Origin of the sequence: Horticoccus luteus (assembly GCF_019464535.1) — a bacterium.
Taxonomy (GTDB): domain Bacteria; phylum Verrucomicrobiota; class Verrucomicrobiia; order Opitutales; family Opitutaceae; genus Horticoccus; species Horticoccus luteus.
In genome coordinates this window covers 100,933-126,089 of record NZ_CP080507.1, presented here as the reverse complement: position 1 = coordinate 126,089, position 25,157 = coordinate 100,933, and the positions used below count along the sequence as shown (strand labels likewise).

Sequence of the window (25,157 nt, the reverse complement as noted above, 5' to 3'; positions counted from 1 at the left end):
GGTGAACCCTGTGTCCCATGCCTTGGCTTTCTTCGCGCGCACTCGCCCCCCCCCGCATCGCCTCCGTCCCCGCCGCCGGCGCGTGCGCTTCCCGCGCCCGCGCCCGCCTCGCCCGGACAGCCGCGCGTCAGTTCGCGCCCGTCGCGGCACCCGCCGCCGCCGGACCCATGTTCTTCGCGAGAAACGCCTCGATCGTCTGATAAAGCGCTACGCGGTGCTTCTTCTCGTAGAAACCATGCCCTTCGTTGAACTTCGCCATGAACTCGTAGGGCTTGCCCGCCTTGTCCAACGCCTTGGTGATCGCCGTCGCCTGGTCGTAGTGCACCGTATCGTCCGACTTACTGTAAACCAGCAGGAGCGGCACCTGAATCGCGTCCGCGTGATAGACCGGCGAAATGTCGTCGAGCGCCGCCGCGTCCTTCTGAAAATCCCCAATGTAATCACGCGTATACGGCAGGGAGTTCGGACTCACTTCGTTGTCGTATTTCAAGATCGCCTTCCAATCCGTCACGCCCGCGAGGTCGATCGCGCACCGGAATAATTTCGGTTCCCGAATGACGCCCATCAGCGCCGCGTAGCCGCCGTAACTCCAGCCCATGATTGCCACGCGATCGGGATCCGCGATCCCCTTGGCGATCGCCCACTTCGCACCATCGGTGATGTCGTCGATCATCCCCGTGCCCACTTGATGCTTTCCCGCGTCGAGAAACGCCTGCCCGAAGCCCGGCGAACCACGAAAATTCATCTGCAGCACCGCGTAGCCCCGATTCGCCAGGAACTGCACGTCGGGATTGAAGCGATAAGTCTCCCGCACAAACGGGCCGCCGTGCGGCATCACCACCAAGGGCAGCTTCTTGGTGCCCCGCCCGGCCGGCAGCGTAAGAAAACCGTGGATCGGCAGCCCATCGCGCGACTTGTAGGTGATCGGGATCATCTCCGCCATCTGGTCCGGCTTGATCCACGGCATCGTCGCCATCACCGGAGTCAGTTGCTGCTTCCCAAGATCGAAAACGTAATAGGTGCCCGGATCGCGCGCCGAAGAGGAGTTCACCAAAAACCTCTGCCGCGCCACATCCATGTCGGTGATCGTGTTGATGCGCTCCGGCAGGCTCTTGTCCAGCGCCGCTTGGATCGACGCCATTTGCTGGTCGAACCATTGCGTCTTCGGAATCTCCGCCACGTAACGCACCCCGAGGAGCTCCCGCGTCTGGCGGGCGAGCATCAACTCCGAGCCATCACCGTCGAACGAGCCGATATCATACTTCGCGTGACCGAGCAGCATCTCGCCCATCTTTTCATCGGCGATATCGTAAGTATACAGCGCCCACTTTCCGTTGTCTGAAATCCGGCCGAGATAGAGCTGCTTGCCGTCCGCGCTCATCCCCCGCACCGAGGTCCCGCGCCGCTCCCAGTCCAGCCCTTTCAAGACCCGCCAGCCCTGCTTCGCGTCATCGCGATACAGCACCCGGTAGAGACCTTTATTGTATTCCACGCCCACGCGCACGACGCCGCTCGCGTCCAAACCCCAGCCCATGACATCCCCTGGATTTTCCACCATGCGCATGAAACCGCCGGACCGCGTGTCCATTCGCAGCACATGCGGAAAAGATAATATAATCGAGTAACGCCCCCGCCAGTTCGGATAATCATACTGCAGCAGCAGCACGTCATCCTTGTTCGCCTTCGTCGTGAACTCGCTGAAGATCGGAGACGGCGCTACGAGCAAGCCATCGACCTGATGCGTCTCCATTTGCCGCGCCCGTCCCGCGAGCCCCTTGTAGTTTGACCCATCGCGATCGATCGCCGCGAAGCCATTTCCCCCAAATGCGATCCGCCCGTCATTCACCCACGTCGGCGCCCACCCATCGTCCACGCCCGACACTTTGCCCGTGTCCAGGTCCTTGATCACGATCGCCGTTTTTTGGTCCGCCGAGGCCGTGTAGGCCACCGCCTTGCCGTCCGGCGACATCCGCATGCCTGACACGATCGGTGTCTGCGCAAAATCCTCGATCGGCACCAACGCCGGCGGCGCCGGCTGATTCGCCGCGCTCGCAAGCACCGGCGAAATTAACAACGCAGCCAACAACCAGCCGGACGATACGAGGGGGCGCATAAGAGCCGCCGTTCTGGCAGCCGCCCGCACCTCTGCCGAGGAAAAAGAATCTCGTCTCGCGCCCCGCCCGGACAAAAGTGCGCCCCCGGCTCCCCGCTTCCCGACCCTCCCATTTCCCATGACGCTCTCTCCTCTCTCCGACGCCTATTTCTCCCGCGCCAACGACCTGCTCGCCCGCGCCTGGTCCGCCAACGCCCCCACGCTCACCGCGCTCGCGCCCCTCCTCGGCGCATCCATCGCCCGCGGCGGCGTCATCCACACTTTCGGCTCCGGTCACAGCGAACTCATCTCCCGCGAAATCATCGGCCGCGCCGGCGGACTCGTCTGCGTCACCGGCATCATCGATCCCACCGGCGGCTTCATCGAAAACCTGCCCGGCTACGGCACCAAACTCATCGAACGCTACGACCGCCAATATCAACTCCTCCCCGGCGAAATCGTCCTCGTCATCTCCAACTCCGGCAAAAACACCTCTCCCATCGACGTCGCCCTCTACGCCAAGAAAAAAGGCCTCACCGTCGTCGCGCTCACCTGCCGCGCCATGTCCGAGATCACGCCCTCCCAACACCCGGGTGGCCAACGCCTCTTCGAGGTCGCCGACTACACCCTCGACAACGGCGGCGTGCCCGGTGATGCGATCGTCGATACGGGCGAAGGCGTCATGGCCGGCCCCACGTCGACCTTCATCGGCGCCTCCGTCCTCAACTGGCTCATGCTCGCCACCATCGACTGGCTCAAAACCCACGGCCATCCGCTCCCGCTCCTTCGCAGTCAAAACCTCCCCGGCGCGATCGAACACAACCGCGCCCTCGGCCAGACCTACAAAGGCCGCCTCTCCCGCCAGCTCGCCTGAAGCCAGCCCGCGCCGGCTTCACTGCCCCCAGCGCTCCGGCCTTCGCGTCTCTCCGCGTGATTCGCCGGCCCCCACCACTTCGTTTCCCTCGGCCGCTTTTCCCTTTCGTGTCTTCCGTGTGTTTCGTGGTTAATCCTTTCCCATGAGCTGCAAAATCGGCCTCGACGGCGGCGGCACCAAAACCGAAGGCATCCTCGTCAACGTGCACGGCGACATCCTCGCGCGCCACCTCGCTCCCGGCTGCAACCCCAGCGTGGCCGGCGCCGATCAGGCGCGCCTCGTCGTCACCGACACCCTTTGCGCGCTCGCTGCCGCCGTCCCCGCCGGCGAAACGATTTCCGCCACGCTCCTCTGCCTCGCGGGCAACCGCGCCTTCTGGCGCGAGTTCGCCGCCACCCTTTCCGGCTTCGGCGCCGTGCAAACCGCCGACGATTCCCTCCCCGTCCTCGAACTCGCCACGCACGGCCAGCCCGGCCTCGTGCTCCACGCCGGCACCGGTTCGTTCGTCGCCGCGCGCGACGCCGCGGGTGCCCTGCACTACGCCGGCGGACTCGGCTGGCGCTTCGGCGATCCCGGTTGCGGCTACGACCTCGGCCGGCGCGCGATCGCCCGCGCCCTCCTCGAACTCCAAGGCTGGGGCCCTCCCTCGCGTCTCGCCACCACGCTCTGCGATTACACCGGCCTCGCCGACGCCGGCGCCCTCACGCGTTTCTTCTACCACGATCCGCAAGCCAGCCAGAAGATCGCCGGCCTCGCGCCCGCCCTTCTCCGCCTCGCGAGCGAAGGCGATGCCACCGCGCATCAACTCGTCGTCGCTTCCGTGCTCGAACTCGCCGAACTCGCCACCCGCGTTGCCACGAAACTTTTTCCCGACACCGCTCTCGACGTCCTGCCCGCCGGCCTCAGCGGCCCGATCCTCATTCACCCTGTTGTCCACTCCGCCCTCGCCGCGCGCACCCCGCTCGCCCTCGCACCGGTGAGCGGCTCTCCCATCGACGGCGTCCGTGAACTCCTCGCGCGACTCCGCCCCTGACCCGCTCCCTAATGTAGGCGGGGTGCCCTCACCCCGCTCCGCGCGTCTGCGCCCTCGCCGCCTCATCCACCTTCACTGCCTCCCCGCTCAGCGCTCCTTCCCGCTCTCCGTCTCACCCCGCTCCCTCGCATTTTCACTCCTTTCGGCTGGGCCGGTTGCACCTCACGTGTTTGAACACTTGGTTTCGTCTCCCCCGCATGACCACCCTGCCCCTTGCTTCCGCGGCCTGGCAATTCCGCGACGCCACCCAACGCTCCCGCTGGCACTCCGCCGCCGTCCCCGGCTGCGTTCACCGCGACCTCCAGCGCGCCGGCCTCATTCCCGATCCCTTTTTCGGCACCAACGAGCTCTCCCTCCAATGGATTGAGGAGCGCGACTGGGAATATCGCACCACCTTCACCGCGCCCGCCCCCCTGCTCGCCGAGACGGAAATCGATCTCGTGTGCGACGGCCTCGACACCCTCGCCACCGTCTATCTCAACGGCCGCCGCGTCGCCACGTCCGACAACATGTTCGTCCCGCTGCGCGTATCCGTCCGCGCCCACCTCCGCCGTGGCCGCAACGAACTGCGCATCGTCTTCGCCAGCGCCGCCGCCGCTGTCCGCGCGACGCGCCCCGAACATCAGCCGAAAGAGTTCAACGACGCCGTCGGCCGCGGCTCCGTCCTCCGCAAGCAACCGTCCCAATTCGGCTGGGATTGGGCGCCTCGCCTCCTCACCGCCGGCATCTGGCGCGACCTCCGCCTCGAAGCCTGGACCACCAACCGCCTCGAGTCCGTCCGCGTCGCACAGCACCACGCTCCCACCTCCGACGCCCGCCCGTCCGCCCCCCGCCGCCGCGCCTCCGCTCCCGCCGCGGCCACCGCCGTCACCCTCACGCTCACCCCCGAACTCGCCCGCCCGGATCCGAAAGTCACCTATCACGTTACCATCGCCCTCGACGGCACAACGGTCGCCGAGCTCCGCGGCCCCGCCGAAACGCTCACGCTCGCCCTCGACGCGCCGCAACTCTGGTGGCCCAACGGCCACGGCGCGCAACCGCTCTACACCGTCCACGTCGCCGCCTTCGAGGCTGACGGCCGCGCCTTTGGCCAATGGTCCCAACGCATCGGCTTGCGCACCCTCGCGCTCGACCGCAGCGCCGACCAATGGGGCGAATCGTTTCGCTTCGTCGTCAACGGCCGCCCGCTCTTCGCCAAGGGCGCCAACTGGGTGCCCGCGCACATCCTCGTCGCCGGCCTCACGCGCGACGACTACGCGCGCGACACCCGCGCCGCCGCCGCCGCCAACCTCAACATGCTCCGCGTCTGGGGCGGCGGCATTTACGAAGACGAATCCTTCTACGATCTCTGCGACGAACTCGGCCTGCTCGTGTGGCAGGATTTCATGTTCGCCTGCGTCCTCTATCCCGGCGACGCCGCCTTTGTCGCCAGCGTCCGCGCCGAGGCCGACGCCCAAATCCGCCGCCTCCGCCACCGCGCCTGCCTCGCCCTCTGGTGCGGCAACAACGAAATCGAAACGCTCAACTGGGACGCCCTTCAGGCCTCCCCCGATCTGCGCCGCAACTACCACGCGCTCTTCCACGACGCGCTCCCCGCCGCCGTCGCCGCGCACGACGGCGTCACGCCCTACTGGCCCACGTCACCCTATCGCGGCGACGGCCGCAGCAACGACTACACCGACACCAAGCTCGGCGAGATCAGCGGCGACACCCATTTCTGGGCCGTGTGGCACGCCGGCCGTTCCGTGAAGGAATACGAGAAGTGGCAGTTCCGCTTCGTCTCCGAATTCGGCATGCAAGCCTTCGCCTCGCCCGAGGCCCAGGCCACGTTTTGCCCGCCCGGCCAGAACAACGTGTTCGGCCCCGTGATGGAGAACCATCAGAAACATCCCGCCGGCAACCAGATCGTCCTCGACTACGTTTCCCGCCTCTATCGTTACCCCAAAAATCAGGACGCGCTCTGCTACCTCTCCGAGTTGAACGAGGCCTTCTCCATGCAGGTCGCCGTCGAACATTACCGCCGCCAGATGCCGCGCTGCATGGGCGCGCTCTACTGGCAGCTCAACGACTGCTGGCCCGTCACCTCCGCCAGCTCGATCGAATTCAACGGCCGCTGGCGCGCGCTCCACTACGCCACGCGCCGCTACTTCGCCCCCGCGCTCGTCAGCGCCCACGTCCCCGGCGAAGAGAGCACCGTCATCGGCAACTACCGCCGCTCCTCCGTGCGCGAAGTGCACCTCTACACCGTTTACGATGCCCCCGCCGCCGCCCGCGGCACCTTGCGCTGGGATTTGTTTCACGTCGATGGACGCATCCTCCTCGCGGGAAAAAAACGCGTCGCGCTCCGCTACGGCGAAAGCATCCGCCAGCACACCCTCGATCTCGCCGCGCTGCTCGCGCGCTACGGTCGCGACAACGTTTACCTCCGCATCGCGCTCGACCTCGACGCCGTCTGCGTGAGCGAGGAAACGATCTTCCTCACCGTCCCCCGCTTCGTCGCGCTGCCCCGCGCCCGGCCTCGCGTGAGCCTGCGCCTGGTCTCGCCCACCGAGGCGCTGCTCACGGTGCGCTCGCCCGTTTTCCAACACCGCTTCGCGTTCGAATTTCCGGGCCTTCCGCATTTCGCCAGCGACAACTTCTTCGATCTCTATCCCGACGAACCGAAGCAAGTCCGCGTGCACTTCCACCGTCGAGTCACCCGCCCCGCTCTCCTGCGCGCCCTCCAAACCCGCACCCTCGCCGACTCCGCCGCCTGATAACTGCCATTCCCCTGTAGGCGGGGTGCCCTCACCCCGCATCTGGCCGCCCGCCCCACGCACCCGCCCTACTCCATATTTACCACTCCGCTACTCGCTCCGCTTTCCTCCCCATGAACCAAATCTCCTTCACCACCGCCAACTTCGTCGCCCGCCAACTCGGCTATCGCATGTCCAACGGCTGGGGCCAGGGCGATGCCGCCGCGCAGGCGTGGTTCTCCCCCCTCGATACCTTCGCCGCCCGCTTCGATGAAATGCTCGGCGAAGTCACCGCGCTCGGCTTCACCGCGATCGATCTCTGGACCGCTCATCTGCATTTCCTGTGGGCCACGCCCGAACACATCGCCATCGCCCGCCGCCTCCTCGCCCAACGCCAGCTCCGCGTCACGTCCTACGCCGGCAGTTTCGGCCACACGCTCCCGGAATTCCGCGCCGCCTGCCGGCTTTGCCAGGATCTGCACATTCCCGTCCTCGGCGGAGCCACCGCGCTGCTCGGAAAAGATCGCGCCGGCCTCGTCGCGACCCTCCGCGAATTCGGCCTCGTCTTCGGCCTCGAAAATCATCCCGAGAAAAACCCCGCCGAACTCCTCGCCCGCCTCGGCGCCGGCGATGCCGATGTCATTGGCGTCACGCTCGACACCGGCTGGTTTGGCACGCAGCGCTTCGACGCCGTCGAAGCCCTCCGCGCCCTCGCGCCGCGCCTGAAACACATTCACCTCAAGGACGTGAAGGCGCCGCGCCCCGCGAAGACCGGTCTGCCCTTCGCCGACCTCGGCCACGAAACCTGCCGCCTCGGCGCCGGCATCGTCCCCGTCGAGCGCTTCGTGAAACTACTGCCTTCGCTCGGCTACCGCGGCGCGATCACCCTCGAACACGAACCCGAAGACGCCGACCCGCGCGCCGACCTCCAGGCCTCCCTGCCGCTCGTGCAGGAATGGCTCCGCGCCGGCCGCCAGTCCGCCGCGCCGGCCGGCGAACCCGTGCGCGTGGCCATCGTCGGTTGTGGCAACATCTCCGGCGCCTACGCCCGCGACCTCGCATCCTACCCCGAGGTGAAAATCATCGGCGCCCAGGACCTCGATCCCGCGCGCGCGCAGGCCTTCGTTGACCAATATTCCGCCGGCCGCGTTTACGCCACGCTCGACGAAGTCCTCGCCGATCCCGCGGTCGACGTCGTCGTCAACCTCACCATCCACCACGCCCACGTCGAAGTCATTACCCGTTGCCTCGAAGCCGGCAAACACGTGCACAGCGAGAAACCCATCGCCACGCGCTACGCCGACGCCCAACGCCTTGTCGACCTCGCCACCGCCAAAAATCTTCGCCTCAGCGCCGCGCCCATCACCTGGCTCGGCGAAGCCCAGCAGACCGCGTGGAAACTCGTCCGCGACGGCCTCATCGGCCCGCCGCGCATCGCTTACGCCGAGGTCAACTGGGGCCGCATCGAAACCTGGCATCCGAATCCGAAACCCTTCTACGACGTCGGCCCGATGTTCGACGTCGCCGTGTATCCGCTCACGCTCCTCAGCGCCTGGTTCGGCCCCGCGCAACGCGTCACCGCCGCCGGCGGCCTCATCCATCCCCACCGCGTCACCAAAGACGGCCAGCCCTACAGCTTCACCACACCCGACTGGAGTTGCGCGATCATCGAATTTGCCCACGGCCTCCGCGCCCGCGTCACCGCCAACTTCTACGTCAGCGGCCACACCCGCCAGCACGGCCTCGAAGTCCACGGCGACCAAGGCATGCTCGCGCTCGATTCCTGGGCCGCCTTCGATTCGCCCATCTGGTTCAGCCGCCTCGAAGACGGCGACCGCCGCACGCCCGTGCTTCCCGCCCGCGTGCCCACGCCCGGCACCGAGTTCGGCCGCGGCGTGATCGAGCTCGCCCACGCCATCCGCGAAAACCGCCCGCACCGCGCGCAAGGCGCCCATGCCGCGCACGTCGTCGAAATCATCGAAACCGTGCACCAGTGCCTCACCGACGGCCAACCGCGCGAACTCTCCTCCACCTTCCCCCCTGCGGTCCCCGTCGACTGGGCCAAATAACCCGCGCCGCTCCTCCCCCCTTCCGTGTAGGCGGGGTGCCCTCCCGCCGCTTTCCGCATCTCTCCTCCTTGTAGGCGGGGTGCCCTCACCCCGCATCGCCGCATCCGTCCTCCTTGTGGGCGGGGTGCCCTCACCCCGCATCTCGCGCCCCGCGCGCTTCCAGTGCGCGCCCCACCCACCGCCGCCCTCGAAAAAATCTTTCTCGTTCCACTTTCTCTTTCTCGTTCTCTCTTCGGCACGCCAACGCCCACGTCCAATTTCCTCTCCGCCTCATCCGCGTCCTCTGCCCCTCCGCCCTCTCCTGTGGGCGGGGTGCCCTCACCCCGCATCGTTCCACCCCGCGCCACCTCCGCGCCCATCCTCCTTCCCGAATCCGCCTGGCGCGCCCGCCAATCCGCCCACGAAACCCGCGTCCGTGCGTGGACCGATCCGCATCACGCCCGCGCCGCCCGCGGCGAGAAACATCCCGTCCTCGATTTCCTCTTTCACTACTACGCGTTCCGCCCCGCGTGGCTCCGCCGCTGGCATCCCGGCCCCGATGTGATCCTCGCCGGCGACGGCGCCCGTGAATTTCTGCGCTGGCCCGGTTATCACGCGACCGCCGACGGCATCGCCCTCAACCTCGCCGCGCTCCCCGCCCATCGCCGCACCTTCGTCGCGTGGCTCCGCGATTTGCTCACCGCGATGCAATCCCGTCCGGCGTTCTTCGCCTGCTACGGCCTGCACGAATGGGCGATGGTTTACCGCCAGACGCCGGACGAGATCCGGCACAACAATCATCCCCTGCGCTTCCCGCCCGCCGAGCTCGCGCGCATCGTCGAGTCGAGCGCGCTGTGCTGCACGCACTTCGACGCGTTTCGCTTCTTCACTCCGCCCGCCCGCCCGCTCAACCGCCTGCAACCCGCGCGCGAAACCGTTTCGCAACACGAACAACGCGGCTGTCTCCACGCCAACATGGATCTCTACAAGTGGGCCTTCAAACTCGCGCCGTTCACGCCGTCCGAGTTGATCGCCGACTGCTTCGCGCTCGCCGCCGAAATCCGTGAAGTCGACATGCGCGCGAGTCCCTACGATCTCCGCGCCCTCGGCTACGCACCCATTCCCATCGAAACCCCCGCCGGCCGTGCCGACTACGAAGCCCGCCAGCGCACCTTCACCACCCGCGGCGAACCCCTCCGCGCCCGCCTACTGCTCGTCTGCGACCGCTTGCTCGCGCGCGTTTGAGCGTGACCCACGGCCTGTCTTCGCGACGTCGGTGAGCTTGAATTCGACCGGGACGGCCAGCTGCGCAAACACAACGCGGCCCTTCTTCACTCCCGGGGCAAAGCGCCACTGCGCCACCGCTATTTCCGCGGCCTCCGCGAACCCCGGATGCGTGCATTTGATCGCATGCGCGTCTCGGACCCGCCCCGTCGGATCGACCACAAACGTCACCAGCACGTTGCCTTCCATACCCTGCAGCCGGAGCGCCGGCGGATAAAGCGGCGACACTATTTTTATCGGCTGTGGAACGCGCGTGCCCGCCGTCAACGGCGGCGCCGTCCTCGCGAGCCGTTGCACATAGCGTTCCTCGAAAGGCACCCTCATGACATAGGCAAACGCGGCCGCGAGCGGCCGGTCCGCAGTCTCCAGTTGCAACACCTCAAGAGCGGAAGGCTCGCCGGCTATCGCCGCTTGCTCGAGCAGCGCGCGCGCTTTCGCGCTGTCCGCCGCCGACGTCGCTGGCCCGGCACGCAACCACGCGCCCGCGCGGTAAAACGCGGCCGATCGACTCCCTCCTTCCGCCGCCAGATCCAGCCAGCGCAAGCCGATCTCGATCGACGCCTTGTCCGCATTCGGCCGCAGAAACGTCGCCGCCATGGCCAGCATTCCGCGCGTGTAGTCCTGCTCCGCCGCGAGTTGATACCATTCCCGCGCGAGCTGCAGGTCCTGCGGCAATTTCACCGCTGCCTGCCGCACCAGGCCGATGCGCGTGAACGCCTCCGGGTCTCTCTTCGCGCCGGCCTTCTCCGCCCAAGCCAGCGCTTGGTTTAGATCCTTTTTCACCGCCACGCCGGTGAAGAACATGTCCGACAGGATTTTTTGCGCCGGAACATACCCCGCCTCCGCCGCGCGTGCGATGTGCTGTTCCGCCGCCGCCGGATCGGCTTTCACGCCCCAGCCTTCCAGATAAAGCATCCCCAAGCGCAAATTCGCCTCCGCCACACCCAGCGCGACCGCTCGTTCATAATGACTCCGCGCCTCCTCGTAGCTCTGCGAGACCCCGCGCCCCACCTCCGTCATCGCGCCCAGCCGCAGCTCCGCCGCCCCGATATTACCTTGCGCCGCGGCCGCGTAATGCGTCGCCGCGTCCTCCGCCCGCCCGCGCTCATCGAGCGCCAGCGCCAACTCAAGCTGATCGTCCGCCGACAGCGCTGCCGCCGATTGCAGCTCAGCCATGCGCCCGTCGTGCACGAATTGCTCCGGTGCTCCCGCTGCCAGACCTGAAACTGTGCGCCAGAGAAATACTGCGACGAGAATCAAAAAGCGCGCCGATCTCATGCGCTTCACACTGCTATTCCGCCTATCCGATGCAAGCCGACCGTCACCTCTCCCCGCGCCCCGCCCTGCTCTACGGATACGATTTCCCGTCCACCAGCACGCGCTTGATCGCCATCCCGCCGTCCGCATCCACCACCGCCTCGACGACCATCGTTTTGAACCGCGGCGTTCCTTTGCCCTCCGGCACAAAATATTTCTCGATCCCATAATCCACGCGCATCTCGCGCTTCACCGCCGGTCCGCGCACGTGCCCATGCACCACGATTCCCGCCGTCGCACTCGTCGGCGCGGTCCACGACGCCCGGTCCACGACGTAAAATCCCTCCTTCGGTTTCAACGTCACCCAGATGTCGCGCCCCGCTCTCGCCCCCTCCTCGGGCTCGCTCCACGGCACCGCCACGTCGCTGATTTTGTAACGCAGCACCAGGTAATCGCCCCGCATGAGGTCCTGCGGATCCACCGGCGCCGTCTCCAGCCGCACCACCAGTCCCGTCGCCCGCGCCCACTCGTGATAACCCGCCCACGCGAGCAGATAGCCCGCTTGCAGCGCCACTACCACGATCAGCCACCGCGCGCGCGTCATGCTTCACCTCCCTGCCGGATCGCGCGCAACAACACCCGCCGTCGCCCCTCCAGCACCCAGCCCAGTCCCAGCACCACCACGCCGCTCACGAGAAACATCAGCCCTTGGTCCAGCATCGATGCAAACACATCGAAATAGCGCGTCAGAATCGTCAGCGCGATGAATCCAATGCCCGCATTCACGAGCCACGGCTTTTCCTCCTGCAATCCCGCCCGCGCCATGAACACCCCGAGCAGCACCAACGCCCCACTGCTCAACCACGCGCAAACCACGCGCGTCGTCTCCCCGAAAAATCCCCCGACCGCGATCGCCGCGGGCACCGCCGCCAGCAGCAACCACGGCGACAACCTCCGCCAGCCTGCGAAATCCACGCGCGCCGCCATCGCGCTTACCAGCAGCACCAGCCCCACCCCCACCGCCGCCGGCTCCGCCAGCAACGTCGACGACCGCACGACCCATTCGTTATGAAAAAATCCCGCCGCGTAAACCGTCGCACCCACGCCGATCAACGCCCACGCGCGCTGCATCGCCGCAAACGACCGCCACCGCGCGCTCCACCACGCCGCGCTCCAATACAACGCCAGCGACAGGCACAGCAGCGAAAACAACAGCGCCATTTCCTCGCTTCCCTGCAAGCCCGCGAGCCCCGTCAACCGCCCGCCGGGCTCCACCGCACTGCTCCACACCCACGCATCCACCGCGAGCAGCAGCACGAAAAACGTTCCCCGCGTCCGCGTGAGAAAAGGCACCGCCGCAATCCCGGCGATCCACAACGCCACCGCGTCGCCGACCAATCCGCTCAAATGATAAATCTGCCCCACGAGCACGATCCCGAGAAGAAACAGCCCGCACCCCGCCATCAATAACGCCCCGCCCGTGCGCCCCATTTGCCGCGGCCCCTCCTTTAACCCAAAGCCAAACCCATACGCCGCGCCGAGCAGCACCACGAGCGTTGCGAGCTTCCACCACCGATGCACGTGCTCCCAATTCGCCTTGATGACCAACGCGAGTCCCACGACGCACAACACCCCGCCCAGCATCGTCAGCACGCCCAGAAACCGCCGCGCCGCCGCTCCCTCGTTCCCAGCATGCCACGCCTCGATCCGTCGCGCCTGTTCCGCCGTCACGACGCCCGCCGCCACCCACCGCGGCGTCTCCTTCCGCAAACGCGTTTCGAACGACATGCCACCGTTCCTAATCGCGGCGACGACGCTCGCAAGCCCGGCTTTTTGCGCCGCTCCCCTCGCTCCCGACCCGCCGACATCCGCCGTCCCTCCGCTCCATCCCCGTCCCAGCGCTCTCTCCCTCATGCGGACCTCCGATCCCATCCGACTCTCGCCTTCACCCGCCCGTGTTTTTCGTTCCAAGGAGAGTGTAACCGATTAGGTGACACTTAGTCTGTGCGCCTCGGCCGGTTGCAGCCTGCAGAATAAAGAATTCCTCCCAAAATTCTGCCGCCCCATTGCCCGCGCCCGCCAACGCACGTTCGCCCCCTTTCCGCTCGCGCACGCCATCTCTCCGTCTTGCGTGGGCCGCCGTCCGGCGCTGTCGTCAAGCCATGCCCTGCGCGCTCTCTCGTTGCATGCTGTTTTTATCCTTGGCCGTATTTTTATCCTCTTCTCGGGCGGCTCCCGCCTCCCCCGCGATTCCGTCCGAGCCGGGGTTCCCCGACATCGCTCAACTCACCGCCCCGGAGCGCGACGCCGCACTCGACCGCTGGATCGTCGACTGGCGCGCGTGGGACGACTCGCTGACGCCCGACCAACGCCGATCGCACGCCATCGCCGTGGCTGTCGGCGCTCGCGAACGCGCTGCCACGGCGCCCAAAGCGGAGGCACCCCTTCCCGAAGCCCTGCCGCAAGACGAATGGCAGATCGTCGCCGCGAAGCGCTTGTTCCTCACCACGCCGGGCCGAGACCGCCTCGCCGCCCACGGCCTGCTTCTTGGTCGAAGCGAGCACCGCCAGATGTTCGAGTTCTATACTTCGCCGCGCACCCCAACCTTCATCACCAGTGACTCGCTCTTGAATGCGTTTCACGGACTTTTCGAGGAAACGTTTCGCGATCTCGAACTCAGCCGTGCCGACCAACTCCGCGGCGAATTGGAACGCGTCCTCGCCCAAGTCCGGATCCTGCTTGGCCGGTCACCGTTCCCAGCGGCCGATCTGGCTCCCGCGTGGGCTTTCGCGCAACGCGCCGTCGGTCCCGCCTTGGTGATTCTGGGCACGCCGCTGGATCGCTTCGATCCCGCCGTGCGCGCTGACATCTCCGCGGAGGTCGCCCTCATTCGCGCCTCCGAAGCTGTGCAACTGCCCGCCTGGCTTGCGCCCACGCAACCAGAGTTCGTCGCCCTCGACTACCGCCGTATGAAGCCGGTCGGTTTTTACGCTGATGATCCTGTGCTCGCCGACTACTTTCGCGCCGTCCGGTGGCTGCAATCGGTGCCGTTCCGTGTTCAGCGCGATCAGGAGTTTGGCGCCATCGCGCTGCTCGGCTACGCTGCGCGAACGAAGTCCAATTTCGGCCACAGCTTTTTCGAAAACTATCTCGATCTGATCGCCCCGCCGGAGGATCGCTCCCTCGTCGACGCCGGATCGCTGGTGAATTTCGACTCCGTCCCTTCCGGCCGCGGCTGGGCCGAGCAGCTCGCCCGGGCCCGCACCGAATTGCCGCCGCTCCGCAGCCGTGTGCGTGATACACTCCAGCTTCCCTCCCCTCGCAACGAGACCCTCGCACCTTTTCACGTCCTGGTCGCTGCGCTGCTCCCCGACACCATCATCTTTCAAGGCCTGCTTGATCACCAGCAATCTCCCGACAGCCGCCAGATTCCAGCTCTGCTCGGTTCGACTTGGATGACCCGCCAGCTTGCCGCCGACGGCGACCGACTCGGACAAACGCTCCGCGCCGACGTGCAATCCCGATTGAATTTGGACGATCCAGATCCGTCCGGTGCCGACCGCTCGCTTTACGAGAGCTACCTTTGGCTTCTTGCCGCGCAGTTCTCGCCCGCCGATCCGGAAGCGCCGCCGTTCATGAGCGGTGAAGCCTGGTCCGCCAAATCCGCACAGACCGTTCTCGCTGGCTGGGCTCAGATGCATCACACCTTTACGCTGCAAAGCAAAATCGCGGTCAGCACGCTCGGCATCCATTCACTGCCGGCGGGATTCATCGAGCCCAACCCCACTTTCTTTCGCCGGTTCAGCGTCTTCCTCCAATCCGCGCGCGAACAACTCACCGACGCCGGTGGACTGGAGCGCACGAGCGCGAGCCTCGCGGCGTCTTATCGCAGGCAGGCGACCATGCTCGAAGCGGTCGCCCTGGAAATTCGCGCCGGTCGCGAAACCGGCGGGCGGGAATGGTCATCCCCAGACGCGTTAGCCGCGTCCTACGGCGCCTTCCTCGACTTTCCTGGGAGCGAGACTTTGCCCGACGAGCTGTTGGAATCGGTCTCTGAACTAGGTCGGGCGGATTCTCCCTCCCGCCGGCTCGCGCTCATTGCCCGCCTCGCCTCCGGGCTCCGCGCCTCCGCTGCCGACGTCGAATCCAAACCACTCCCGCCGCTTGAGGGTCACAAGAAATTCATGCTGCTCTCCGCCCGGTGGACCGCGCTGCAAAACCTCGTCGCTCGCTTGGAGACGCTCGTTCAAAAACAACTCCGGCAACGCAACTGGAACGTGGAGGAAGCGCAATTCGTCAAGTCCTATGGGACGACTCTCGCTTATGTGTTGGGCTACTTTGGCGACGCCTATAAACCTGAGGACGATGTCCCTCGCTGGGCCGAGTATGCCCGCGACTCGGCGCACGACGAATCCTTCGCCGCCGCCCTCGGCCGTCCGGCTGCGCTCTACGTGCTCTATCCGTGGCACGGTCGCGACATCCTCTGCACCGGTGCCGTGATCCCCTACTACGAAGACCACTCCACCACGCGCCTCACCGACGCAGAATGGCGCGCCAAACTCGCCCGGCCCACGCCCCCACCGAGGGCAGTTTGGTTGGAACCCTACCGCGAACCGTAATCCGCGTCGTTGGCTCATGGGCGGCCGCGCGCCCTGACCAATTCGAAACGTGGGCACCTGCGTGCCCACCTCGCCCTCACATCTGTCCGTCCCATCGCCCAAGACAATTGCAACCTATTAGGCTGCAATTTCTCGTTACGCATCCCGACAATCTAACCCTCATTTCGCCGCCTCCACCGCGCTTGGTCGCAGCCTGCCGAATGAGGAAATGCACCCCGCGCCCCCGTCCCATCCCCGCGCCCGCCAACGCGCGCCGCGGCTTCCTTCCGCCATGTTCCGCGCGCCGGACGCCGATCGCGCTCAAGCTCCGGGCCGCGTGTGCCGATGCTTCGACTGACCCGCCTTCGTCGCCGATTCCATCGCTTCCATCGCCGCTTCATTTCCCGTCTCATGCTCTCTCTTCCCGCCGAAACCGCGTCCGACCACGAGCGCGCCAAATACGAATTCATGTGGCGGCACGACGACTACCGCCGCTTCTCGCCCGGCCTGCATGCGTTGGAAAAACTGCATCTCGCCGCCCAATTCCGCACCCTCGGCGTGCGCTCGATCCTCGACGCCGGCTGCGGCTCCGGGAAATTCATGCAGCGCATCCTCGAGCGCCACGCCGCCGAATTTTCCATCCGCGGGTTCGACATCGCCGGCAACTGTCTCGACCCTTGGTTCGCGGGCCGCGAAGCCGCGCTGCTCACCACCGGCTGCCTCTGGGACGATTGCGCCCTCCCCACGCCCAACGACGCCGTCGTCTGCACCGATGTCATGGAACACATTCCCACGGACAAGGTGCCCGCCGTGCTGCGCAACCTCTGCCTCGCCGCGACGCGCTGTGTGTTTCTCGGCATCGCCCTCTTTCCCGACTCGTTCGGCCCGAAAGTCATCGGTGCGCCCCTGCACCTCACCGTGAAACCCGTCGAGTGGTGGCGCGCCCAAATCGCCGCCGCCGGCCTCGACGCGCTCTCCGGCGCCGTCCAACGCCAGCCCGACGGCACGCCCATGTGGCTCTACCTCCTCTGCCGCCCCGCGACTTCTCCGTAACCACGGAATCCGCCGCGCGCCCCGCCATCGACTGGCCGCGCGTAACCGAAGCGGCGCTCGCGTTTCGCCGCGGCGAAAACTTCATTGCGCCCACATTGCGTGGTTGACCAGCGGTGACGGTGCCGCGCTCCGCAGCGTTGCGCTGACTGGGCGTCCCGGCGACGACGCAGCCGCGCCCCCCGTTCAGCCCGCCCGCAGCTTCACGATCAAATCCTTCGCCTCGACCGTGTCGCCCACCGCCGCGTGCACTTCCGCGATCACGCCATCGGCCTGCGCGTAAACCGTCGTCTGCATCTTCATCGCCTCCATCATGAAGAGCTTGTCGCCCTTCGTGACTTTCGCGCCGACCGATGCCGACAGCACCACGATCAATCCCGGAATCGGCGCCGCCACTTGCAACGCGTCCGCCAGATCCGCCTTCGCCCGCGCCTTCGATTTCGGCGCCACGCTCTTGTCCGTGATGAACGCCTCCCGCCCGATGCCGTTCAACTCGTAGCTCAGCGTCCGCCGGCCGTCCTTGTCCGCCGGGCCGACCGACACCAAGCGGATGATGAGCACCTTGCCTTCCTCGATCTCCACCGAAATTTCCTCGCCCGGTTTCAACCCGTAGAAAAATGCCGGCGTCGGCAGCACGCTCACGTCGCCAAACTCCCGCTGGTGCTTCGTGAAATCCGCGAAGACCGACGGATACATCAGGTGCGAATACAACTCATCCTCCGTCGGTTCGCGCCGCAGCTTCTCCGCGAGTTCCGCGCGCAGTTTCGCGAGTTCCGCCGCGCCCACCGCCGCTTTCGCCGCCGCCGCACTCGCACTCAGGCGTCCGGTTTTCTTCGCCTTCGTCGCCGCCGCGTATTTCGCCTTCGCCGCCTTGAACGCCGCGTCGCCCAGGATCGCGCGCCACATCGGCTCCGGCCAGCCACCTTCCGGCCAGCCGAGTCCGCCCGACAACATATCGATCACGCTCTCGGGAAACGGCGTCGCGCCCGGCTCGAGGTTCACCACATCCGCCGGCTTGATGCCGCGCGAAAACAGAAACAACGCCAGATCGCCCACCACCTTCGACGACGGCGTCACCTTTACGATGTCGCCGAAAAGCTGATTCACTTCCGCGTAGGTCCGCGCGATCTCCGGCCAGCGATGCGCCATGCCCATCGCCGACGCCTGCTCCTTGAGATTCGTGTATTGCCCGCCCGGCATCTCGTGCAGGTAAACCTCCGCCGACCCGGTCTTCGGCGCCGTGTCGAACGGCCGGTAAAATCCGCGCACGTGCTCCCAGTAATCGGAGAACGCGTTCAACTGCTCGAGCTCGAGCTGCGTGTCGCGCGGCGTGTGCTGCAGCGCGGCGACGATTGAGTTCAAGTTCGGCTGCGCCGTGCTCCCGCTCATCGACGCCAGCGCGAGATCGACGACACTCACGCCCGCATCGCTCGCGCGCAAAATCGAGGCCGACGCGATCCCACTCGTGTCGTGCGTATGAAAGTGGATCGGCAGCCCCACTTCTTCGCGCAACGTCTTCACGAGTTTCTGCGCCGCGTAGGGCCGGCACAGGCCCGCCATGTCCTTGATCGCGAGAAAATGCGCGCCCATCCGCTCTAGCTCCTGCGCCAGCTTCACGTAATACGTCAGGCCGAACTTGTCCCGCCGCGCGTCGAGAATGTCGCCCGTGTAGCAGATCGCCGCCTCGCACACCGCGTGCGTGTCCTGCACCGCCTCCATGCCCACGCGCAGATTCGGCAGATAGTTCAACGAATCGAAAATCCGGAAAATATCCATGCCGCTCGCCGCCGCGTGCTTCACGAATCCCGCCACCACGCTGTCCGGATAATTCGTGTAGCCCACCGCGTTGGCCCCACGAAACAGCATCTGAAAGCAAATGTTCGGGATGCTCGCGCGCAGCTCGCGCAACCGGTCCCACGGATCCTCGTGCAGGAAACGCATCGCCGTGTCGAACGTCGCCCCGCCCCACATTTCCAGCGAGAAGAGCCCCGCCGCGTGGTGCGCCACCGCCGGCGCGCACGCCAGCATGTCGTAGCTGCGCACCCGCGTCGCCATCAACGACTGATGCGCATCGCGAAACGTCGTGTCCGTGATCAGCAGCCGCTTCTGCTTCAACGTCCACTCGGCGAATTTCTTCGGCCCCAGTTCGAGCAGGAGCTGCCGCGTGCCGCGCGGCGGTTCGCCCAGACCCGCCGCCGGCGCCGCCGCCGCGAGCAACGGCTTCTCCGGCCGATAACCCTTCGCGTGCGGGTTGCCGTTCACGATCACATGGCCGAGGAAGTTCAACAGCTTCGTCGCACGGTCGCGCCGCGGCTTGAATTTGAACAGCTCCGGCGTCGTATCGATCAGCGTCGTCGTCGTCTCGCCCGTCCGAAACGCCGGATGCGCGACGAGATTTTCGAGAAACGGGATGTTCGTCTTCACTCCGCGAATCCGAAACTCGCTCAACACCCGCAGCGTCCGCCGGATCGCGATTTCGTAGCTCGGTGCGCTCGTGATGCTCTTCACCAGCAGCGAATCGTAGAACGGCGTGATCACCGCGCCCGCGTAGCCCATCCCGCCATCGAGCCGCAGTCCGAAACCGCCCGGCGAACGATACGCCAGGATCCGCCCGTAATCCGGCACGAATTTGTTTTCCGGATCCTCCGTCGTGATGCGGCACTGGATCGCGTAACCGTTGCGCGGCACCGCGTCCTGCGCCGGCATGCCGACCTCCGGCGAGTGCAACGCGTGGCCTTGCGCGATCAAGATCTGCGCCCGCACCAGATCGAGCCCGGTGATGACTTCCGTCACCGTGTGCTCCACCTGGATGCGCGGATTCATCTCGATGAAAAACCACTCGTGGCGGTCGAGGTCGTAGAGAAATTCGATCGTGCCCGCGTTGTCGTAACGAATCTCCCGCGCCAGCCGCGCCGCCGCCTCGCACAACTCGCTGATGATCTTTTCCGGCAAACCAAAACTCGGCGCCACTTCGACGACCTTCTGGTGCCGCCGCTGCACGGAGCAGTCGCGCTCGTGCAGGTGAATCACGTTGCCATGCCGGTCGCCCAGAATCTGCACCTCGATGTGCTTCGCCCGCGGAATGTATTTTTCGAGAAACACCGCCGGATTCCCAAACGCCCGCCCCGCTTCTCCCTGCGCCTCGTCCAGCAGCGCCGCCAGATCCGCCGCCTTGTGCACCACGCGCATCCCGCGCCCGCCACCGCCAAACGCCGCCTTGATGATGAGCGGAAACCCGATCGTCTTCGCGATCTTCATCGCCTCATCGCGATCGCTCACCGGCTCCTCCGTGCCCGGCAGGACCGGCACCTTCACCCGCTTCGCCACCGCGCGCGCCGCCGTCTTGTCGCCCATCATCTCCAGCAGTTCCGCTCGCGGCCCCACAAAAATCACGCCCGCCTTTTCGCACGCCCGCGCGAAGTCCGCGTTCTCCGAAAGAAAACCATAACCGGGGTGGATCGCGTCCACGCCTTTTTCCTTCGCCACCGCGACGATGCTGTCGATGTCGAGATACGCCGCGACCGGCCCCTTGCCGATGCCGACTTGGTAGGCCTCGTCCGCCTTGTAGCGGTGAATGCTCAACCGGTCTTCCTGCGCGAAAACCGCGACGGTGCGCAGCCCCAGTTCAGTGCCGGCGCGAAAGATCCGCACCGCGATTTCGCTGCGATTGGCGGCCATCAATTTCTTGATCGGCCGGAGGGAAGGAGCAGAGGCGGGGCGGGGAGCGGAAGACATGCGCAGGTGAAAACGCGGGTTCTACGTTTCACCTTCACGAACGCAACGGAAGACTGCGGCATTTCCAGCGCAGACTCGGGGGAAACTGCCGGGGTCGCCTCCGTCGCCCGGGGAGCTCACGCGTTCGCGCGTGCGACTCTCGACGTCTCGCCGGGAGTTTTCGGATCACGCAGGCCGAGCGCCGCAGCCTCGGCTCGCCACATCTGCCCCGCCAGTCGCGTAAATCCGCGTCAATCGCGGGCGATTGTCAGACCCTCTCCGTCGCCCAGTGGACCGTGCGTTCCGCGCGCGGTGGTTTGCCGAGTGACGCCACGCCCGAGCCGCGCGCGGAGCGCGCCGCCGACTGGTCAGCCGGTCGCTCGACCCTCGATCGGCCCCTTCCTGCGCACCGACAAAAAAGGACGGACCACTCTCGGTCCGCCCTCGCAAAATCCAACCTCACGCGCGCGCCGCGCCTTACCAGCGCGCGGGTGTCCCCGGCGGCCGCACGTAGTCCTGCGGATGCACGAGCTTCCGCGCAAACGGGTTGAGCCGCGCGAGCAACTCGGGCGATGCGTGATAGCCCCAGCGCGTCCGGTTCCACGAGGAGCCGTAGCGATACACGCTGATCTTGCGCTCGCCCGGGTTCACGCGCTTCGCCGACCCGTGGCAGGTCGCATCCACGAACACGAGCGCATCGCCCGCTTTCATGTGCACCTCGATCGCGCCGGCCACGCCGTCGACCGAGCCGCCACCGCCATCACCCCATTCGTTCTTGTCGCGCTTCTTCAGAAACTCCGGGTGGATGACGTTCGATTTGTGCGACCCAGGAATGACCATCGTCGCCCCGTCGCCCGGCCCGATATCCGTGAACGCCGTCAGCACGTTGATCTGTGAGCACTGAAACCGTCCGTTGTGATAGTGGAAACTCATCCGCTTGCAGCTGTCGTGCCCACCCGCGTGCAACGGAATCGCTTCGCCCGGTCCGCGGATCGTGTAGAAATTCTCGTCGATGAACAGCGGCCCGTGATGGTAGTCGAACGTGTCCTGCCCGCCCACAAACCGCTGCACGTAATTGATCCAGCTCGGATGGTCGATCATCCGCTCAAACGTGCCGCCCAGCTCGTAAACCTGCTGGTAACTGATGCCGCGGTGCTCCGGATGATCCTCCCGCTGCACCCAGCCATGCCAGCCCGCGCGCGGCAGCGAGCGCGGTATCTGATCGATGCGGGCATTGGCGTCCGCGACTTCCTCCGGCGACAAGGCGCCGCGGAGAATCACGAACCCGTTGAGATCAAAAAGATACTCGTCGAGTTCACTGGGAATCTTCGCCTCCGGATGTTCGATCTTCGGAGGCAGGGTGTTGTGGGGATGATAACGAAGCTCAGCCATGAGTTGACCATAACGTGCCTATTCCGAAAACTCTTCCCGTAAAACCCGCTTTTTATCTCGAATAGTTACTCCATGCCCCGCCCGTCTCCCTCCCGCTCTCCTTCGCCCTCTTCCCCTGTGGGCGGGGTGACCTCACCCCGCATCTCCGTCGCGCGCAAACCAGACGCCACCCGCACCACCGCTCGCTCCGCCCCTGCCCGCCATCAGAAAACGCTCGGTTTCCGCGTCTGGCGCGTGCACGGCGCCGGCCGCATGGCTTTGCCCCACACCCACCCCGACGTGGAGATCAACTTTCTCTTCGACGACGGCACCGTCACCTACTTTCACAGCGGCGCCGTGGCGACGATTCCGGCGAACCGTTTTGCCGTGCTCTGGGCGGGCGTGCCGCACCAGACCGTGCCGCCCGGCATCATCGGGGAAGGCGTGTGGATCACGCTCCCGTTGCCGTGGTTCTTGCAATGGAATCTGCCCGGCGATTTCGCGCATCGCCTGCTCAGCGGCCAGATCATCCTTGGCCAACCCGCCGCCGGCGAACGCGCCCAGCTCGAGCGCTGGGTCGGCGACTTCGACAGCGGCACCCCCGCGCGCCGCCGCGTGCTCCTGCTCGAACTCGAGGCCCGCCTGCACCGGCTCGCGCTCGAACAACCCACCCGCCGCGGCCGCCGCCACCTCCCCGGCGCCGACGCCGCCGGCAGCGGCCAAATCGAACGGATCACGCAATTCATGGCCGAACATTACCGCGAGCCTCTCGCGGTCCCCACCATCGCCGAGGCGGTTGGACTCCACCCGAAATACCTGATGCGCGTCTTCAAAAAGCACTGCCGCGTCAGCGTCTGGGAATATCTCACCCAACTCCGCATCTCGCACGCACAACGTCTCCTCATCACCAGCGATCTCAAGGTCCTCGATATCGCGATGGAGAGTGGTTTCTCCTCCGCCGCGCCGTTTTACGCCGCCTTCGCCGCGCGCTCCCGCGGCCTCAAACCCCTCGACTACCGCCGCCGCCACCGCCCCACCGCCGCGTAAACGTTGTTCTTCGGCGGGCCCTGCGCTCCGCCGCCCGGCCGTTCGTCACCATGCCCGCCCGTCCCCCTTCGCCCCCAACGCCAACGCCCTCGCCGCCGCCCTTTCCGCTCGCCGCGTCTGCCACGGTGCCAACCATACCCGCTTCCCTCGCCTCATCATGAAGAAAACTTCCGACGACCTTCTCATTGGCCAGATCGGCTCCGGCGGCCGCGGCGGCCATCTCGGCCGCCTCGCGCATCGCCCCGGTCGCGGCGCGCGCGTCGTCGCCTGCTGCGATTCCAACCCCGCCGCGCTCGCGCAAAACCGCACCGACTTCGGCGCGGATATTTTCACGACCTCCGATTACCGCGACCTTCTCGGCCGCGACCTCGACGCCGTCATCATAGCCACGCCCGACTTCCTGCACGAAGAGCACGCCCTCGCCGCGCTCGCCCGCGGGCTCGCTGTCTTTCTCGAAAAGCCCATGGCGCTCACCCTCGCCGGCTGCGACCGCATCCTCCGCGCCGCGCAACAACACCGCGCCCGCCTCTACGTCGGCCACAACATGCGGCACATGCCCTTCGTGCGCAAAATGAAGGCGCTCATCGACGACGGCGCGATCGGCGAAGTGAAAGCCTGCTGGGTGCGCCACTTCGTCGGCCACGGCATCGACTTCTACTACCGCGACTGGCACGCCGAGCGCCTTTACGTCAACGGCCTCCTCCTCCAAAAAGCCGCGCACGATATCGACATCATCCACTGGCTCTGCGGCGGCTACAGCCGGCTCGTCAACGCCCTCGGTGGCCTCACCCTCGCCGCGGATCTCCCGGGCCGCCTCCCCGCGACTCGCGGCCCGCGCCGCCTCACGCAGGCCGACATCGACTACACGCGTTTCCCCCCGACCAAAAACCGCCGGCTCAACGCGCACATCGACGTCGAAGACATCAGCACCATGCAGATGCGCCTCGAAAACGGCGTGTTCGCCACCTACGCGCAGTGCATGTTCACGCCGGATTACTGGCGCAACTACACGGTGATCGGCACCGCCGGCCGCCTGGAAAATTTCGGCAACGGCGAACGGGGCACCGAAGTCCGCGTGTGGACGCAACGCCACCAAGGCTACCCCGCGCGCGCCGACGCCACGCACCGCATCCCCGTCGCGCGCGGCACGCATGGCGGCGCCGATCCGAAACTCATCGATGAATTCGTCCGCTTCGCCCGCGACGGCGGCGCGACGGACACCTCACCGCTCGCCGCGCGCGAATCCGTCGCCGCCGGCTGCGCCGCCACGGACTCGCTCCGCCACGGCGGCCTGCCGAAAAAAATCCCTGCCCCCACCCCCGCCGCCCAACGCTGGTTCGCCGCGCAACCCTAACGACATCCCGCCTGCGCCCGCCTTGCTCTTTTGTCGGCGGGGTGCACCGCTGCTCGCTGCGCAAACCTAACGCCCGCCCTCCTTTTTTGTAGGCGGGGTGCCCTCACCCCGCATCCTTGCCCATCCGCTCTCAGTCATGCGCCTGCCCCACGTCACCCCGCTCGCGCATCCGCCTCTTTACTTTTTCACCGCTTGCACGGCCAACCGTCGTCCGCTGCTCGCCAACGCCGAAGCCTTCGGCGTCCTGCTCAATCTTTGGACGACCTCAGCCGAACGTGACGGCTGGTTTGTCGGACGATTCATGCTCATGCCCGATCACGTCCACCTTTTTGCCCAGCCGGCCACTCACGGCGCGCGTCTCCGAGAAGCGTGGCTGAAAATGTGGAAATCCGTTTCGTCGCGTCAGCTTGCCGTTCACTTGGGCTTTCCCCCGCCGCTTTGGCAGCCGGACACCTTCGACCACCTCCTGCGCTCGGCCGAATCCTACACCGCCAAATGGGACTACGTTCGCGCGAATCCCGTGCGTGCCGCACTCGTGCCTCATTCCGATACCTGGCCGTGGCAGGGAGAGGTTCATCGGCTCGCTTTCCGTTAGCCCGATCCGCGGGGTGAGGGCACCCCGCCCACACTTTTCCCGGCACCTCTTGGGCGCACTTATCAGTCTCCCGCGCAACCGACACGCCCGCCTTGCTCTTTTGTC

The 25,157-nt window shown here is 66.3% G+C and carries 16 protein-coding genes; 10 read left to right on the top strand and 6 right to left on the bottom strand.

Annotated elements, in window-relative coordinates; all coding sequences use genetic code 11:
- Window positions 1–127: 127 nt before the first annotated feature.
- The gene (locus K0B96_RS00485) at window positions 128–2,113 is read right to left on the bottom strand and encodes a S9 family peptidase (protein ID WP_220162577.1); all 1,986 of its coding nucleotides are present in this window, start codon (window positions 2,111–2,113) and stop codon (window positions 128–130) included.
- Window positions 2,114–2,231: 118 nt separating this feature from the next.
- Here K0B96_RS00485 and K0B96_RS00480 point away from each other — a divergent pair, with 118 nt between their 5' ends.
- The 5 genes from K0B96_RS00480 (at window position 2,232) to K0B96_RS00460 (ending at window position 10,027) form a co-directional block, all read left to right on the top strand.
- Complete coding sequence (locus K0B96_RS00480) at window positions 2,232–2,966, top strand: sugar isomerase domain-containing protein (protein ID WP_220162575.1); 735 nt, start codon at window positions 2,232–2,234, stop codon at window positions 2,964–2,966.
- Window positions 2,967–3,108: 142 nt separating this feature from the next.
- Window positions 3,109–3,999 (top strand): N-acetylglucosamine kinase, encoded by an 891-nt coding sequence (locus tag K0B96_RS00475; protein WP_220162573.1) that lies wholly within the window; start codon window positions 3,109–3,111, stop codon window positions 3,997–3,999.
- Between the two features lie 197 nt (window positions 4,000–4,196).
- On the top strand, window positions 4,197–6,755 hold the full coding sequence (locus K0B96_RS00470) for a beta-mannosidase (RefSeq protein WP_220162571.1): 2,559 nt from the start codon (window positions 4,197–4,199) through the stop codon (window positions 6,753–6,755).
- A 113-nt stretch (window positions 6,756–6,868) separates the two neighbouring features.
- On the top strand, window positions 6,869–8,803 hold the full coding sequence (locus K0B96_RS00465) for a Gfo/Idh/MocA family oxidoreductase (RefSeq protein WP_220162569.1): 1,935 nt from the start codon (window positions 6,869–6,871) through the stop codon (window positions 8,801–8,803).
- 312 nt (window positions 8,804–9,115) lie between these two features.
- Window positions 9,116–10,027, top strand: coding sequence for a 3-methyladenine DNA glycosylase (locus tag K0B96_RS00460; RefSeq protein ID WP_255558775.1), 912 nt, complete (start codon window positions 9,116–9,118; stop codon window positions 10,025–10,027).
- Here K0B96_RS00460 and K0B96_RS00455 read toward each other — a convergent pair.
- The 3 genes from K0B96_RS00455 to K0B96_RS00445 form a co-directional block, all read right to left on the bottom strand.
- Window positions 9,989–11,242 carry a TonB family protein gene (locus K0B96_RS00455; protein WP_220162568.1) on the bottom strand — a complete coding sequence of 418 codons (1,254 nt, stop codon included), beginning with the start codon at window positions 11,240–11,242 and terminating at the stop codon, window positions 9,989–9,991. The two genes, K0B96_RS00460 and K0B96_RS00455, sit on opposite strands and share 39 nt — an antisense overlap.
- A 172-nt stretch (window positions 11,243–11,414) precedes the next feature.
- Complete coding sequence (locus tag K0B96_RS00450; RefSeq protein WP_220162565.1) at window positions 11,415–11,927, bottom strand: GDYXXLXY domain-containing protein; 513 nt, start codon at window positions 11,925–11,927, stop codon at window positions 11,415–11,417.
- Window positions 11,924–13,111, bottom strand: coding sequence for a DUF2157 domain-containing protein (locus K0B96_RS00445; protein WP_220162563.1), 1,188 nt, complete (start codon window positions 13,109–13,111; stop codon window positions 11,924–11,926). Before K0B96_RS00445 ends, K0B96_RS00450 begins: the two co-directional genes overlap by 4 nt.
- A gap of 398 nt (window positions 13,112–13,509) precedes the next feature.
- Between K0B96_RS00445 and K0B96_RS00440 the strand changes: the two genes are divergently transcribed.
- A complete protein-coding gene (locus tag K0B96_RS00440) occupies window positions 13,510–15,942 on the top strand; it encodes a DUF3160 domain-containing protein (RefSeq protein ID WP_220162561.1) in 2,433 nt (810 codons plus the stop codon).
- A 390-nt stretch (window positions 15,943–16,332) separates the two neighbouring features.
- Window positions 16,333–16,974, top strand: coding sequence for a class I SAM-dependent methyltransferase (locus tag K0B96_RS00435; protein WP_220162559.1), 642 nt, complete (start codon window positions 16,333–16,335; stop codon window positions 16,972–16,974).
- A 183-nt stretch (window positions 16,975–17,157) separates the two neighbouring features.
- Here K0B96_RS00435 and K0B96_RS00430 read toward each other — a convergent pair whose 3' ends face one another.
- Entirely contained in the window at window positions 17,158–20,706 is a 3,549-nt protein-coding gene (locus K0B96_RS00430; protein ID WP_220162557.1) for a pyruvate carboxylase, read from the bottom strand.
- A gap of 456 nt (window positions 20,707–21,162) precedes the next feature.
- On the bottom strand, window positions 21,163–22,077 hold the full coding sequence (locus tag K0B96_RS00425) for a phytanoyl-CoA dioxygenase family protein (protein WP_220162555.1): 915 nt from the start codon (window positions 22,075–22,077) through the stop codon (window positions 21,163–21,165).
- A gap of 72 nt (window positions 22,078–22,149) precedes the next feature.
- Between K0B96_RS00425 and K0B96_RS00420 the strand changes: the two genes are divergently transcribed.
- The 3 genes from K0B96_RS00420 (at window position 22,150) to K0B96_RS00410 (ending at window position 25,052) form a co-directional block, all read left to right on the top strand.
- A complete protein-coding gene (locus K0B96_RS00420; RefSeq protein ID WP_220162553.1) occupies window positions 22,150–23,103 on the top strand; it encodes a helix-turn-helix domain-containing protein in 954 nt (317 codons plus the stop codon).
- Between the two features lie 157 nt (window positions 23,104–23,260).
- The gene (locus K0B96_RS00415; RefSeq protein ID WP_220162551.1) at window positions 23,261–24,457 is read left to right on the top strand and encodes a Gfo/Idh/MocA family protein; all 1,197 of its coding nucleotides are present in this window, start codon (window positions 23,261–23,263) and stop codon (window positions 24,455–24,457) included.
- 97 nt (window positions 24,458–24,554) lie between these two features.
- Complete coding sequence (locus K0B96_RS00410) at window positions 24,555–25,052, top strand: REP-associated tyrosine transposase (protein WP_220162549.1); 498 nt, start codon at window positions 24,555–24,557, stop codon at window positions 25,050–25,052.
- Window positions 25,053–25,157 lie beyond the last annotated feature (105 nt).

Bases quoted from the DNA above. Each gene is read 5' to 3' on its own strand.
- K0B96_RS00465 (WP_220162569.1), top strand. From the start codon at position 6,869: ATGAACCAAATCTCCTTCACCACCGCCAACTTCGTCGCCCGCCAACTC.
- K0B96_RS00455 (WP_220162568.1), bottom strand. From the start codon at position 11,242: ATGGCTGAGCTGCAATCGGCGGCAGCGCTGTCGGCGGACGATCAGCTT.
- K0B96_RS00415 (WP_220162551.1), top strand. From the start codon at position 23,261: ATGAAGAAAACTTCCGACGACCTTCTCATTGGCCAGATCGGCTCCGGC.
- K0B96_RS00480 (WP_220162575.1), top strand. From the start codon at position 2,232: ATGACGCTCTCTCCTCTCTCCGACGCCTATTTCTCCCGCGCCAACGAC.
- K0B96_RS00445 (WP_220162563.1), bottom strand. From the start codon at position 13,111: ATGTCGTTCGAAACGCGTTTGCGGAAGGAGACGCCGCGGTGGGTGGCG.
- K0B96_RS00435 (WP_220162559.1), top strand. From the start codon at position 16,333: ATGCTCTCTCTTCCCGCCGAAACCGCGTCCGACCACGAGCGCGCCAAA.
- K0B96_RS00450 (WP_220162565.1), bottom strand. From the start codon at position 11,927: ATGACGCGCGCGCGGTGGCTGATCGTGGTAGTGGCGCTGCAAGCGGGC.
- K0B96_RS00425 (WP_220162555.1), bottom strand. From the start codon at position 22,077: ATGGCTGAGCTTCGTTATCATCCCCACAACACCCTGCCTCCGAAGATC.
- K0B96_RS00485 (WP_220162577.1), bottom strand. From the start codon at position 2,113: ATGCGCCCCCTCGTATCGTCCGGCTGGTTGTTGGCTGCGTTGTTAATT.
- K0B96_RS00430 (WP_220162557.1), bottom strand. From the start codon at position 20,706: ATGTCTTCCGCTCCCCGCCCCGCCTCTGCTCCTTCCCTCCGGCCGATC.
- K0B96_RS00420 (WP_220162553.1), top strand. From the start codon at position 22,150: ATGCCCCGCCCGTCTCCCTCCCGCTCTCCTTCGCCCTCTTCCCCTGTG.
- K0B96_RS00440 (WP_220162561.1), top strand. From the start codon at position 13,510: ATGCTGTTTTTATCCTTGGCCGTATTTTTATCCTCTTCTCGGGCGGCT.
- K0B96_RS00470 (WP_220162571.1), top strand. From the start codon at position 4,197: ATGACCACCCTGCCCCTTGCTTCCGCGGCCTGGCAATTCCGCGACGCC.
- K0B96_RS00475 (WP_220162573.1), top strand. From the start codon at position 3,109: ATGAGCTGCAAAATCGGCCTCGACGGCGGCGGCACCAAAACCGAAGGC.